The organism is Microbacterium sp. LWO14-1.2, from assembly GCF_038397715.1.
In the GTDB taxonomy this organism is placed as follows: domain Bacteria; phylum Actinomycetota; class Actinomycetes; order Actinomycetales; family Microbacteriaceae; genus Microbacterium.
On record NZ_CP151633.1, the window covers coordinates 2,481,257 to 2,494,469 of the forward strand.

General features: G+C 70.6%; 11 protein-coding genes. 9 read left to right on the forward strand and 2 right to left on the reverse strand.

The genetic code is table 11. The features are described 5' to 3' along the window. The first annotated feature begins 69 nt into the window (after positions 1–69). The 4 genes from MRBLWO14_RS11865 (at position 70) to MRBLWO14_RS11880 (ending at position 4,057) form a co-directional block, all read left to right on the forward strand. A complete protein-coding gene (locus MRBLWO14_RS11865; RefSeq protein WP_341933366.1) occupies positions 70–1,569 on the forward strand; it encodes a sugar ABC transporter ATP-binding protein in 1,500 nt (499 codons plus the stop codon). Continuing rightward, a complete protein-coding gene (locus tag MRBLWO14_RS11870) occupies positions 1,566–2,624 on the forward strand; it encodes an ABC transporter permease (protein WP_341933367.1) in 1,059 nt (352 codons plus the stop codon). Before MRBLWO14_RS11865 ends, MRBLWO14_RS11870 begins: the two co-directional genes overlap by 4 nt. Before the next feature lie 41 nt (positions 2,625–2,665). Beyond that, positions 2,666–3,322, forward strand: coding sequence for a hypothetical protein (locus tag MRBLWO14_RS11875; RefSeq protein ID WP_341933368.1), 657 nt, complete (start codon positions 2,666–2,668; stop codon positions 3,320–3,322). Positions 3,323–3,646: 324 nt separating this feature from the next. Next, complete coding sequence (locus MRBLWO14_RS11880; RefSeq protein WP_341933369.1) at positions 3,647–4,057, forward strand: dehydrogenase; 411 nt, start codon at positions 3,647–3,649, stop codon at positions 4,055–4,057. A gap of 93 nt (positions 4,058–4,150) precedes the next feature. Here MRBLWO14_RS11880 and radA read toward each other — a convergent pair whose 3' ends face one another. Beyond that, positions 4,151–5,518: a DNA repair protein RadA gene (radA, locus tag MRBLWO14_RS11885; protein ID WP_341933370.1), complete on the reverse strand. Its 1,368-nt coding sequence runs from the start codon at positions 5,516–5,518 to the stop codon at positions 4,151–4,153. 100 nt (positions 5,519–5,618) lie between these two features. Between radA and MRBLWO14_RS11890 the strand changes: the two genes are divergently transcribed. The 5 genes from MRBLWO14_RS11890 (at position 5,619) to cydC (ending at position 12,253) form a co-directional block, all read left to right on the forward strand. Further along, the gene (locus MRBLWO14_RS11890) at positions 5,619–6,263 is read left to right on the forward strand and encodes an ArsR family transcriptional regulator (RefSeq protein ID WP_341933371.1); all 645 of its coding nucleotides are present in this window, start codon (positions 5,619–5,621) and stop codon (positions 6,261–6,263) included. Positions 6,264–6,353: 90 nt separating this feature from the next. Continuing rightward, positions 6,354–7,769 carry a cytochrome ubiquinol oxidase subunit I gene (locus MRBLWO14_RS11895; RefSeq protein WP_341933372.1) on the forward strand — a complete coding sequence of 472 codons (1,416 nt, stop codon included), beginning with the start codon at positions 6,354–6,356 and terminating at the stop codon, positions 7,767–7,769. A gap of 14 nt (positions 7,770–7,783) precedes the next feature. After that, positions 7,784–8,812 (forward strand): cytochrome d ubiquinol oxidase subunit II, encoded by a 1,029-nt coding sequence (gene cydB, locus MRBLWO14_RS11900; RefSeq protein WP_341933373.1) that lies wholly within the window; start codon positions 7,784–7,786, stop codon positions 8,810–8,812. Between the two features lie 79 nt (positions 8,813–8,891). Then, positions 8,892–10,577, forward strand: a complete 1,686-nt coding sequence (cydD, locus tag MRBLWO14_RS11905) for a thiol reductant ABC exporter subunit CydD (protein WP_341933374.1) — start codon at positions 8,892–8,894, stop codon at positions 10,575–10,577. After that, the gene (gene cydC / locus MRBLWO14_RS11910; RefSeq protein WP_341933375.1) at positions 10,574–12,253 is read left to right on the forward strand and encodes a thiol reductant ABC exporter subunit CydC; all 1,680 of its coding nucleotides are present in this window, start codon (positions 10,574–10,576) and stop codon (positions 12,251–12,253) included. The genes cydD and cydC overlap by 4 nt, the downstream gene beginning before the upstream one ends. 140 nt (positions 12,254–12,393) lie before the next feature. Here cydC and MRBLWO14_RS11915 read toward each other — a convergent pair whose 3' ends face one another. Further along, a complete protein-coding gene (locus tag MRBLWO14_RS11915) occupies positions 12,394–13,170 on the reverse strand; it encodes a hypothetical protein (RefSeq protein ID WP_341933376.1) in 777 nt (258 codons plus the stop codon). Positions 13,171–13,213: the final 43 nt, after the last annotated feature.

The following is a 13,213-nucleotide window of genomic DNA, read 5'->3' on the forward strand; positions in this document are numbered from 1 at the left end:
GCCCCACCCGCGGGGCGGCCGTGAGCACGGCCGCCCCGCGTTCCCGGCATCCGATCACGAGAGGACACCATGACCGATCAGGCCGTCGCGCTGCGCGCGCAGGCGATCACCAAGTCGTTCGGCCCCGTGCGCGCCCTGCGCGGCGTCGAGCTGGAGCTCCGGGCCGGCGAGGTCACGGCGCTCATGGGCGAGAACGGGGCGGGCAAGTCGACGCTCCTCAAGATCCTCGGCGGCGACTACCAGCCCGACGGCGGCGAGCTGTCGATCGGCGGAGAGGCCGTGACGTTCTCCGGCCCCGCCGACGCCCGGGACGCCGGGCTGCGCGTCATCGCCCAGGAGCCCGAGATCGTCCCCTGGGTCTCCGTCGCCGAGAACATCTACATCGGGGCGCTCGGCGCCGGCGGGTTCCGCCGCAGCCACCTCGAACGCACCGCCACCGAGGAACTCCGCCGATGGGGGTTCGACCGCGTCATCGACGCCCGCACGCTCGGCGCCGACCTCTCTCCCGCACAGCGCCAGATCGTCGAGATCATGCGCGCCGTGATCGCCCGACCGAAGGTCATCTGCTTCGACGAGCCGACCTCGTCGCTCGGCGATGAGGAGGTGACGCTGCTCTTCGCGCTCATCCGCCAACTGCAGGAGGAAGGCGTCGCGATCGGCTACGTCTCGCACCGCATGGGCGAGATCTTCCAGCTCGCCGACCGCATCACCGTGCTCCGCGACGGTGCGTACGTCGGCACGAAGACCGTCGACGAGACCGACCACGACGAGCTCGTGCGCATGATGGTCGGCCGCGACCTGACCCAGTTCTTCCACCGCGAGCCCGCCGCTCTCGGCGAGGTCGTGCTCGAGCTCGACAACGTGTCGAACGAGTTCGTGCAGGACATCTCGCTGCAGGTGAGGGTCGGAGAGGTCGTCGGCATCGCCGGTCTCGTCGGTGCCGGACGCAGCGAGCTCATGAAGACCATCGCGGGCGATCTGCCCGTCGACGGCGGCACGATCCGCGTCGACGGGAAGGCCAAGCGGTTCCGGAGCCCGCGCGACAGCATCCGCGCCGGCATCGGATTCGCCCCCGAGGAGCGCAAGGCCGAGGCGCTGCTGCTCGAACGCAGCGTGCGAGACAACGCCGCCCTCGCCGTGCTCCGATCGCTCTCCCGCTGGATCTTCGTCATGGACTCCGCCGAGACCGCGCTCGCGCAGGGCTACGTCGACTCGCTCCGCATCCGCACCCCCGGCACGGAGCAGCTCGTCGGACGCCTCTCGGGCGGCAACCAGCAGAAGGTGGTGCTCGCCAGATGGCTCGCCACGGCACCGCGGATGCTGCTGCTCGACGAGCCCACGCGCGGTATCGACGTCGGTGCCAAGGCCGAGATCTACGCGATCATCGACCGTCTCGCGCACGAGGGCGTCGCGGTGATCGTCGTCTCCAGCGAACTCCCCGAGGTGCTCGGCGTCTCGGACCGCATCTATGTCATGGCCCACGGCCGCATCACGGGAGAGCTCCCGCGCGCCCAGGCAACCGAAGAGAGCATTCTCGCGCTCGCGATGGACGAGGAGGTCGCCGCATGAGCGACAGGATCGACAACCCGGAGGTCGTGAAGACCGGTGCGGCCGCGGCGGCCACGGTCGAGAGACCCGACGCGGAGCGCCCCTCCCTGGTGCACCGGATCCTCGGCGGGGTGGGCGTGCAGAACGTGTCGCTCATCCTCGCGATCGTGCTGGTCGTCGCCGTCATCGGACTGCAGAACCCGCTGTTCTTCAGCGTCGCGAACCTCAAGGTCATCGGCACCGCGATCGCGATCATGGGTCTGCTGGCGGTGGTGCAGACCATCGTCATCATCCTGGGGGCGCTCGACATCTCGGTCGGGTCCATCGCCGGCCTCACCTCGGTGACATCGGCCATGATCTTCACCGCCGCCGGCCCCGTGCTCGGGGTGGCCGGCGCGATCGGGATCGGCGTGCTGTGCGGCCTCGTGAACGGCTGCATCATCGTGTTCGGACGGGTCAACCCCGTGATCGCGACGCTCGCGACCCTCGCGGCGTTCAAGGGCATCGCGCAGCTCATCTCCGACGGACGCGCGCAGGGGTACACCGGCGCCGACCCGTTCTTCGTCTTCCTCGCACGAGGCGCGATCGGCGGCATCCCGACCCTCATCCTCGTGCTGCTGCTCGTCGCGCTGCTCGCCCACATCGTGCTGCGATACACCTCGGTCGGCCGCAACATCTACGCGGTCGGCGGCAACAACATCGCCTCCCGCCTCGCGGGCATCGACATCAACCGGTACATCATCGGCGTCTACATGGTGACCGGTGCCGTGGCGGCGATCGCCGGCATCCTCATCACCGCCCGCACCGGATCGGGTCAGCCGATCTCCGGGTCGGAGGGGCTGGAGCTGCAGGCCATCACGGCCGCCGCGCTCGGCGGGGCAGCGCTCAAGGGCGGCAAGGGCACCATCTCGGGGACGATCCTCGCCGTCATCCTGCTGGGCGTGCTGACCAACGGCATGACCATCCTCGGGGTGAATTCGTTCTGGCAGAACGTCGCGCAGGGCGCCCTGCTCGTGATCGCCGTCGTGATCCAGCAGCTGCGGTCGGGGGAGCGCCGCATCGGAATACCGGGCTGACGCTCCGGGAGATCGACAGCTCGATCGCTTAACCTGGAGTCATGCCTCGTCAGTCCGCCGCCGTCTACCGCCGTCGGCGGCTGGTGGCCGTCGTCGGACTGATCCTGTTCCTCGCCGTGCTCGGCATCTCGGTCTGGCTGCTCGTGTCGCGGCCCTGGGCCAGCGCGGCCGAGACCGCACCCGTGCCGAGCCCGTCGGCGTCGCCGTCTCCGACGACCGATGCCGCACCCACCGACACTCCCTCCGCGGACCCCTCCGAGGAGCCGGTGGCGGAGGAGACACCCGGGGTCGTCGCGTGCGAGGCGAAGGACGTCGTGGTCTCGGCTGTGACGGATGCCGACACCTACGCGGCCGGTCAGCTGCCGAACCTGTCGATCTCGCTCACCAACAACGGCCCCACCGACTGCACGATCGACGTCGGATCCAGCACCCAGGTGTTCACCGTGTCGAGCGGCGCCGACGTGTGGTGGCGGTCGACCGACTGCCAGGAGAACCCGAGCAGCATGATCGCCACGCTCGCGGCCGGCGCGACGGTCACGAGCAAGGTCCCCGTCGTGTGGGACCGCACGCGGTCGAGTGTCGAGACCTGCGCGCAGGAGAACCGTCCGCGCGCCCCCGGCGGCGGATCGTCTTACCACGTGGCCGTGGAGATCGGCGGGTTCGCCGCCGCGGCGACCAAGCAGATCCTCCTGTACTGACCTCGGCGCAAGCCCAATCGTTGAATACCGGTGCAGTTTTCCGGTGCGTGTCCGGCGCGTGAATACCGACCCGGATTCAGCTTCGATGGTGACTGCGAGCCCTCTTTGGGATACCATTGACACGGCTCTCCAGATCTTTGCGGCGCTATGCCATCCCCAGTGGCGTCGACTCACAGCGTCCCCAGCGCTTCGACACTGCCGCCAGAGAGCCTGGGCCCTCTCGAGTACCCCAGTCCCCAATGGAGGACTCGAGAGGGCCCCATTCTGTCTCCGGGCCCGACTCGTCGGAGGCTCGTCCTGGAGTCCGCTGAATATGCTGGAGGCATGGCAGCGAAGAAGGCGAAGAACGGCAAGAACAAGCCCGCCCCCGAGGATTTCCGGTCGGATGCTCTCGCCCAGGCGCTCGAGAAGCAGGACGTCGCGGCCGTCGCCCTCGCCCTGCGGCACGGCACCACCGTCGTGCCGCTCATCTCGCCCGGAGCCCGCGACAACCCGCTCGACAGCGGCGAGGTATGGACCTACCGCGACCCGAACAGCGGCGACCTCGCGCTGCTGCTGTTCAGCGACGCGAAGAACAAGCCGGCCAACCTGCCGCCCGGCGTGGGGATCTACGGCGCCGACTGGCTGCGGAAGTTCCTCTCCGCGCACCCGATCACGACGGTGTTCCTCGACATCGCCGGACCGCACCCGATGCAGGCCTCGCCCGAGGAGATCCTCAAGGCCCTCGACGCCTGACCCGGGCAGGGACCGTTTCGTCTCGCTCGGCTGCGCCGTTCTCGGTCAACGACCCGTGGGTTCGCGCGGTGAGGGCCGTGCCGCGGGGGCGTGTCAGAAGGGCGGGATGTCGCCCTCGCGACGGCGCGAGGTGTTGCGCGCCCTGACGTCGTTGAGCGCGGCGCGCAGCGTCTTCGAACGGTCGTCGACGACCTGCTCGTAACCCAACCGTGAGGCCTCCGACCGCCGCTGTGCCGACTGCGTCACGGGCCTGATCTCGCCCGCGAGACTGAGCTCACCGACGACGGCGACGGTGCGCGGCACCGAGATCTGCTGGATCGACCCGGCCACGGCGATGGCGATAGCGAGGTCGGCGGCGGGTTCCGTGAACCGCACCCCGCCGACGGTCGACACGTACACGTCGAGCGTGCTGGTCTTGATCTGCGCGCGGCGTTCGAGGATCGCCAGCACCATCGCCACCCGCGACGAGTCGAGTCCGTTCACGACGCGTCTCGGATTCGGCGCCGTGGTGTTGACGGTCAGCGCCTGCACCTCGACCGGCAGGGCGCGGCGCCCCTCGAGGGAGATCGCGACGCACGTGCCCGGCTCGGTCTCGCCCTGCGACAGGAACAGGCCAGAGGGGTCGGGGACCTCGGCGATGCCGTCTCCGGTCATCTCGAAGCACCCGACCTCGTCTGTCGGGCCGAAACGGTTCTTGAGCGCCCGGATGAAGCGCAGCGACGTCTGGCGGTCGCCCTCGAAGTGACAGACGACGTCGACGAGGTGCTCGAGCACCCGGGGGCCGGCGACCTGCCCGTCTTTCGTGACGTGACCGACGATGATGATCGGCAGCCCGCGCTCCTTCGCGATGCGGATCAGAGTCGCGGCGACCTCGCGCACCTGGCTCGGCTGGCCGGCCGCTCCGTCGATCAGCGACGACGACACCGTCTGCACCGAGTCGACGATGACGAGCTGCGGCGCGACCTCGTCGATGTGACCGAGGATCGTCGCCAGGTCGGTCTCGCTCGCCAGGTACAGCTCGTCGTGCAGAGCGCCGGTGCGCTCCGCGCGCAGCCGCACCTGGGCCGGCGACTCCTCCGCGCTCGCATACAGGACGCGCCGCCCCGCCTGCGCGGCGCGCGCGGCGACCTCGAGCAGCAGGGTCGACTTGCCGACGCCCGGCTCACCGCTCAGCAGGATCGCCGCCCCCGGCACGATGCCGCCGCCGAGCACGCGGTCGAACTCCGACACCCCGCTCGTACGTCGGGGCGCGTCGGTCGTGGTGATCTGCGTGATGGGGCGCGCTGCCCGGTCGGCGCTCGGCGCGAGCGGCGTGACGCGGCTGAGGATGCCCGTCTGCGCGCCCTGCTCCTGCACCGTGCCCCACTGCTGGCACTCGGCGCAGCGGCCGACCCACTTCGCCGTCGTCCACCCGCATTCCGTGCAGACGTACGCGGGAGGAGCGGGTTTGCGGGCAGCCATGCAGCCAGGCTATCGCCGGTATCCGACATCCCTATCGCGGCGGGCATTATTCACGGCCGGAAGCCTCGAACGGCCCCGACCGGCGCGGGATACTGGATCCATGGCCAACGGAGCGCCCGTCTGCGGGCCGATCTCGACGTTCTCCCGGGTGCGGATCCTGCACCTGGTGCAGAGCCGTGCCGAGCGCACGATCGGCGAGCTGTGCGAGGCCACCGGACTGCATCCCAACACGGTGCGCGAGCACCTGCAGCGCCTCATCGAGGGCGGCTACGTCATCCAGGCCACCGAGCACCGCACCACCCGCGGCCGGCCGCGCACCCTCTACAGTGCGGCCACCGGCGCGGGCGACGCATCCAGCCCGATCGCCCGCGACAAGGCGAAGGCCGCGGCCCAGCGCGGCGATCTGCTGCGTCGGATGCTGCCGGCCACCGCATCCGCTCTCGGTCGCGACGCGACCTACCAGCTGGACGCCCTGATCGAACACCTGGAGGAGAGCGGCTTCGAGCCCGTCGTCGACGACGAGCAGCTCACTGTCGACCTCAGCCCCTGCCCGCATGCCGCGGGTCGTGCCGAAGACCGTCCGATGCTGTGCTCCGTGCACCTCGGCCTCATGCAGGGGGTGCTCACCGAAGCCGGTGGGCCGCTCGCCGCCGAGGCCGTGCGCACCACCGACCTCGCGGAGGACTCCGCGCGGCCGGAGGAGTGCGTCGTGCAGCTGCGTCTCACGGAGATGACCGCCGCCTAGCGCGCGTCACCTGATCCACGGTCAGCCGCCCGACGGGGGCGGCAGACCTCTCACCGGCGTACCCGCAGACAGAGAAGAAGGAGTGGTCCCATGGAATGGCTCGACCCGCTCGCACTGTCCCGATGGCAGTTCGGTCTCACGACCGTCTACCACTACCTCTTCGTGCCCCTCACGATCGGCATGGCGCTCGTCGCGGCGATCTTCCAGACGGCATGGGTGCGCACCGGGAAGGTGCAGTACCTGCACCTCACGCGGTTCTTCGGCAAGATCTTCCTCATCAACTTCGCCATGGGCGTCGTCACCGGCATCGTGCAGGAGTTCCAGTTCGGCATGAACTGGTCGGACTACTCCCGGTTCGTGGGCGACGTGTTCGGGGCCCCGCTCGCGTTCGAGGGACTGCTCGCCTTCTTCTTCGAGGCCACGTTCATCGGGCTCTGGATCTTCGGCTGGGACAAGCTCCCGCAGAAGCTGCACCTCGCCACGATCTGGTGCGTCTCGATCGGCAGCATCCTGTCGGCGTACTTCATCATCGCCGCGAACGCGTTCATGCAGAACCCGGTCGGCTACGTCTTCAACCCCGAGACGAACCGCGCCGAGCTCACCGACTTCTGGGCGCTGCTCACGAACCCCGTCGCGCTCGCCGCGTTCCCGCACACGATCTTCGGTGCGCTCATGTTCGCGGCCGGCGTCGTGATCTCGGTGTCGGCCTGGCACCTCGCCCGCGGGCAGCACTTCGACACCATGCGCATCTCGCTGAAGTTCGGCCTGTGGGCGATGATCGTCTCGACCGCCGGCGTCGTGCTCACGGGCGACCAGCTGGGCCTCGCGATGTACGCGGCGCAGCCGATGAAGATGGCCGCGGCCGAGGCGACGTTCAACACGGTCTGCGGGCCGGATGCCTCCTTCAGCCTCTTCACGCTCGGCACCCCCGACGGCAGCTCCGAGCTGTTCAGCATCCGCGTGCCGTACCTGCTGTCGCTGCTGTCGACGCACACGTTCGACGCGTGCGTGCACGGCATCAACGACCTCAACGCCGAGTACGCGACGACGTTCGCCGACACCGGCCTCACCGAGTTCGCGCCGATCCTCTGGGTCACGTACTGGGCGTTCCGCTGGATGATCGGCCTCGGCATGGCCGCCGGCCTCGTCGCCGTCGTCGGCCTGTGGCTGACGCGCAAGGGCGCCAAGAAGCCTCCGGCGCCGTGGATGTGGAAGCTCGCGATCTGGTCGTTCCCGCTCGCGCTCCTCGCCAACATCATGGGGTGGGTGTTCACCGAGATGGGTCGCCAGCCGTGGATCGTCTTCGGACTCATGACCACCCGCGACGGCGTCTCACCCGGCGTCACCGGAGTCGACGTGCTGATCTCGCTCATCGCGTTCACGGCGATCTACGCCTCGCTCGCGATCGTCGAGGTGCGCCTCATCGTCAAGGCCGCGCAGAAGGGCCCGGACACCGACGAGCAACCCCACGAGGAGACGGCCCAGCTGCCGTCGGTCGTGTACTGAGAGGAAGGAACACCATGGATCTCGCAACGCTCTGGTTCTTCATCGTCGCCTTCTTCTTCGTCGGCTACTTCGTGCTCGACGGCTTCGACTTCGGCGTCGGCATGTCGCTGCCGTTCCTCGGCAAGGACGACGTCTCACGCCGCCAGGTCATCAACACGATCGGCCCGGTGTGGGACCTCAACGAGACGTGGGTCATCGTCGCCGGCGCCGTGCTGTTCGCGTCTTTCCCGGAGTGGTACGCCACGCTGTTCAGCGGGTTCTACCTGCCGCTGCTGCTGATCCTGCTCGCGCTGATCCTGCGCGGCGTCTCGTTCGAGTACCGCCATCAGCGCGACAGCCTCGCGTGGAAGCGCGGGTTCGACCGCATGATCGTGATCGGCTCCGTCGTGCCCGCACTGCTGTGGGGCGTCGCGTTCGGCAACATCGTGCAGGGCGTCGCGCTGAACGCCGACCACATCTACGTCGGCGGGTTCTTCGCCCTGCTGAACCCCTACGCGCTGCTTGTCGGCGTCACCACGCTGCTGCTGTTCTTCCTGCACGGGGTGCTCTTCGTCGCGCTCAAGACCGATGGACCCGTGCACGAGGACGCGCATCGGCTCGCGAAGCTCGTCGCCGGACCCACCGTGCTCGCGGCCGCCGGCACCGTCGTGTGGACGGCCGTCATCGCCATGAACCGCGAGGCGCCGCTGCTGTGGCTCGTGCTCGGCGCGGGGGCGCTCGCCGCGGTCGCCCTGATCGCCGCCGTCGGGCTGTCGCTCGTGCGGCGCGACGGCTGGGCGTTCTTCGCCGGCATGGTCACGGTCATGCTCGCGGTCGTGATGCTGTTCGCGGCGCTGTTCCCGTACGTGATGCCGTCGACGATCGACCCCGCCTACAGCCTGACGATCGCGAACGCGTCGAGCACGCGATATACGCTGGAGATCATGAGCTGGACGGCGCTGATCGCGACCCCGCTCGTGCTCGCCTACCAGGCGTGGACCTACTGGGTGTTCCGCAAGCGCGTCACCCGCCGCTCGATCGAGGGGGCTCCGGCGCACGCGTGAGTGATCCGTCCGGCTGGTGCGCCTCGTCTCGCTCCGCTCGCTCGACGACCTGGTCGTGCGACGGGGATCGGGGCGACGCGTGAAACCGGTCGACATCCGGCTCGTCCGGTATGCGAGCGCCGCACGCGGGTTCCTGCTCCTGTCGGGCGTGATCGGCGTCGTGCAGACGGCGGTCACCGTCGCCTTCGCCTGGATGCTGACGGATGCCGTGACCGGCGCCCTCGCGGGACGCGACGTGACGGCATCCCTGCTGTGGCTCCTGGGTCTCGCGCTGCTGCGCGGCGCGCTGATCGCGGCGTCCGACGCGGCGGGCACGCGGGCGGCGGCGAAGACGGGGATGCAGCTGCGCGCAGCCCTCATCGCGGCGATCGGCCGACTGGGCCCCGGGTGGCTCGCGCAGCGGAACCGCACCGAGCTCGCCGTCACGGCAGGGCACGGGCTGGAAGCGCTCGACGCGTACTTCGCCCGGTACATCCCGCAGCTCGTGCTCACGGTCACCGCGACCCCGGTGATCCTCGCGGTGATGTGGTGGCAGGACTGGCCGAGCGGACTGACGGCCGCGATCACCCTGCCGCTGATCCCGCTCTTCCTCATCCTCATCGGCATCGCGACCCGCACCGTGCAGCGCCGCCAGTGGCAGACGCTGCAGCGGCTCGCGGCGCGGTTCGCCGACACCGTGCAGGGGCTCGCGACCCTGCGGCTGTTCGGCCGCGAGCGTCGCGCCGCCGCGCAGATCGAGCACACGGCCGACGAGTACCGCCGCGAGACCATGAAGGTGCTGCGGTTCTCGTTCCTGTCGGGCTTTGCGATGGAGCTGCTGTCGTCGCTCGCCGTCGCGCTCATCGCGGTGGCGGTGGGGTTCCGGCTGCTGTCGGGTGACCTGTCGCTCGAGGTCGGGCTGTTCGTGCTGCTGCTCGCCCCGGAGGCGTTCCTGCCGATCCGCCAGGTCGGCGTGCAGTTCCACGCCGCCGCGGAGGGTGTGGCCGCGACCGAGGACGTCTTCGCGGTGCTCGACGAGGCGCGGGCGCCGGCTCACCGCGTTTCGTCTCGCCCCGCTCGCGGGGCGACCGGGGGAAGGTCGGTGAGCGAGGAGCGCAGCGACGCCCCCCGGTCGGTGAGCGAGGAGCGCAGCGACGAGACGAAACGCGCCGGGAGTCTGCTCGAGGTCACCGGACTCCGCGTGCGCGACCTGCCGCCGGTCTCCTTCACCGCCACCCCCGGAACGATCACGCTCATCGAGGGCCCGAGCGGAGCCGGCAAGTCCAGTCTGCTCGCCGCGCTGCGCGGGGCCGTCGCGTTCGACGGGGCCGCCACCGTCGGCGGCATCGACATTCGCGGGCTGTCGCCCGCCGACTGGCTGGCGTGGGCGGGGCAGCGCCCGCAGCTGAGCCGCGGGACGATCGCCGCGAACGTCTCCCTCGGCGACGAGGCGCCGGACGCCGTCGCCGTCCGCCGCGCGCTGGACGCGGCCTGCGCCGACGACCTCGACCCCTCGGTGGAGCTCGGCGTGCAGGGGAGCGGACTCTCCGGAGGCCAGGCGCAGCGCGTCGCCGTCGCCCGCGCGCTGTACCGGCAGGCTCGTCGGCCCGACGCGATGCTCGCTCTCGACGAGCCGTCGAGCGCGCTCGACCCCGACACCGAGCAGCGGCTGTGGGACTCGCTGCGCGAACGCGCGGATGCCGGAGCCACCGTGCTCGTCGTCTCGCACCGCCGCTCGGCCCGCCGCATCGCCGACCGGATCGTGGAGCTGGGGGTGAGAGTGTGAGCGACAGCATCCGCTCCGTGTCGCGCGCCGACCGCATCCGCGAGGTGTTGAGGCTCGCGCAGCCGCCGTTCCTGCGCTTCCTGCCCGGGCTCGTGTGGGGGGTGCTGTCGGCCGGCGCCGCGGTGAGCCTCCTCGCGGTGAGCGGCTGGCTGATCGTCAGCGCGTCGATCGTGGACTCGCTCGTGCCCCTGTCGATCGCGGTCGTCGGCGTGCGGTTCTTCGCTGTGACGCGCGCGGTCACCCGGTATCTCGAACGCCTGAGCGGACACGACGCCGCCCTGCGGCAGCTGTCGACGACGCGCGCCGACATGGTGCGCCGGCTCACGCCCCTGTCGCCCGCGGGTCTCGGACGCACCGACCACGGACGGGTGCTGTCGGCCCTCGTCGACGACGTCGAGAACCTGCAGAACCTGCCCCTGCGGGTGGTGCAGCCGTTGGCGGTCTCGGGCGTCGTCGCGCTCGGCGCAGTCGGATTCCTGCTGTTCGTGTCGGTGCCCGCCGCGCTCACGCTCGCGGTGTGCCTCGTCGTCGCCGCGCTGGCCGCAGTCGGTCTCGGCTGGCTGTTCGGCTCGCGGGCCGAAGCCGTCGTGTCGACCCGCCGCGGCGACCTCACCGCCGCGCTCACCGACTACATCGGCGGACTCGACGTGCTGCTCGCCTACGGTGCCGAATCCCAGGCCCGCGAGCGGGTGCAGCAGGCGGATGCCGCACTGCGGCGCGCCGTCGGTCGGGCGTCGCTCGCGCAGGCCGTCGCCGCGGGAGTCGTGTCGGCCGTGGCGGGCGCGGCCTCCGTCTGGGCGCTCGCCGCCGCCGCTCCCGGTCTCGTCACCGGGGCGATCGACGGTCCGTGGCTCGCGGTCGCGGTGCTCGTGCCGATGGTGGTGTTCGAGGTGTTCGGGGCTGTGCCGATCGCCGCGGCATCCTGGCGCAGCGTGCGCGCGAGCGCCGAGCGCATCGTCGACGTGCTCCCCGACCGGATGCCGGAGCAGCTGCGTTCCGACGACGGTGCCGACACGGAGATCGACGGGACGCCCGCGCTGCGGTTGCACGCTGTGCGGGCGGAGTGGCCGGGCGGTGCGCCTGCGCTGCGCGGGGTCGACCTCGAGCTGCGACCGGGGGAGCGGGTGCTGGTGTCAGGGCCGAGCGGGGCGGGCAAGAGCTCGCTCGCCGCCGTGCTCGTGGGGTTCCTGCGCGCGGAGGGGACCTACACCGTCGGCGGCACCGACGCGTCGGCGCTGTCGGGCGAGGCACTGCGGCGGACGATCGGTCTGTGCGAGCAGAGCCCGCAGCTGTTCGACGAGGACATCCGACAGAACCTGCTGTTCGCCAGGGACACCGCCACGGACGAGGAGCTGCTCGCCGTGCTCGACCGGGTCGGCCTCGGAGAGTGGGTGCGCGACCGCGGCGGACTGGACGCGCGGGTCGGCGACCGCGGCGGCCTCGTGTCGGGCGGACAGGCTCAGCGCATCGCGCTCGCCAGGGCGCTGCTGCGCGGATTCCCCGTCCTCGTGCTCGACGAGCCGACGGCCGGCGTCGATCCGGACGCCTCGGACGCCCTGCTCGCCGATCTGCTGGGCGCGGCGGGGGAGCAGTCAGTGCTGCTCATCTCGCATGTCACCCCGCCGGCGGGCAGCGTCGATCGCGTCGTGCGCCTCGACGACGGCCGCACGGTCTGACGCCGCGGGGCTCGTGGCGCGTTTCGACTCGCTCCGCTCGCTCAGACTTCGACTCGCTCCGCTCGCTCAACGACCGGTGCCCGTCCCCGCGGGCCGTTGAGCGAGGAGCGCAGCGACGAGACGAAACGCGGTGACTGTCGTCAGACGCTGAGATCGGCGCGGGGTTCCATCACGATGCCCTGCGCTTCGAAGACGCGGCGGCGTTCCTCGATGCGGCGGTGCAGTTCCTGCTGCGCCTCATCGACGAGCTGCGGGTCGAGGTCCACGGTCGCCGGGTGCGGATCGCCGTGGTTCGCCGCGATGTACGCGTCGAGCTCCGTACCCGAGGTCCACGAGGTGATGAGCGCGAAGCGCGGGGCGACGCCCCGGTGCCACACCGCGTGCCAGAAACGCTGCGTGTCGACGATGATGCGGGATCCGGCGTGCAGCGGCATCCTGATCTCGGTCGCCGGGTCGAACCGGTCGGACCGCAGGATGAGCAGCGAGTCGGGGTCGTCGGTGAGGTTGTAGTACCCGCGGACGACCCACCCGGTGCCGTCGTCGTTGAGGCGGTTGTTGTCGTCCTGGTGCAGGTTGTAGATCGCGTCGGCGTAGGTGTTGGGCTGCAGTTCGATCACGCGGCAGCGGCCGACGCCGGCACCGGGTTCGAGGGCGCGGCGCTGCAGCGTCGGGGCGAGCGCGACCTGCGACGGCACCCACACGCCGTCCTTGTCGGTGCGGGGCGGGGTGTGGTTCCAGAAGCCGTTGCACTCGATGTCGCCCGCGTAGCTGGCGAGCGGTGCGAAGCGGGTGACGCCCGACGACCGCCAGCCGATGTACTGCAGGTCGAGCCATTCGGCGGGGTCGGCGGTCTGGTCGTGATCGTCGAGGACGACGTATCCGGTCTCGGCGAGAGCCGCCGACGTGATGAAAGCCATGGTGCGCATCCTCCCGTTTAGGCAATCCTAACTTGGATGCCGT